This is a genomic window from Natrialba chahannaoensis JCM 10990 (genome assembly GCF_000337135.1).
Classification (GTDB): domain Archaea; phylum Halobacteriota; class Halobacteria; order Halobacteriales; family Natrialbaceae; genus Natrialba; species Natrialba chahannaoensis.
In genome coordinates, this window is the sequence record NZ_AOIN01000072.1 from 1 (window position 1) to 361 (window position 361).

The following is a 361-nucleotide window of genomic DNA, read 5'->3' on the forward strand; positions in this document are numbered from 1 at the left end:
CGGTCTCATCTGCACGCCGGTAGACGGCCGGCCTGCATTGACCCTTCCCACTCACGCTTACGCGGAGTGGTGCATCGGTTCGTGCGCCACAATCTCCGAAGAGATCATGACGCGATATGGACCCACTGGGATTTGAACCCAGGGCATCCTCCTTGCAAAGGAGGCACTCTCCCACTGAGCTATGGGCCCACTCATCGATCCAAACGGACTCGATGAGAGAAATGTGAGCTTCGACAGTTCAAAGGTGCCCGTTCGGTTCGGCGGGTGGGTGGTGTGACCGAACGTGGACTGAAAGGTGGGCTGGGGCGTCGCCCCAGTCCCGATCTGTGGAGGTGATCCAGCCGCAGATTCCCCTACGGCT

The 361-nt window shown here is 60.1% G+C and carries 1 tRNA gene; it reads right to left on the bottom strand.

The annotated features are described in order from the left end of the window. Nucleotides 1-117: 117 nt before the first annotated feature. Nucleotides 118-189, bottom strand: a tRNA-Ala gene (locus C482_RS13655). Nucleotides 190-361 lie beyond the last annotated feature (172 nt).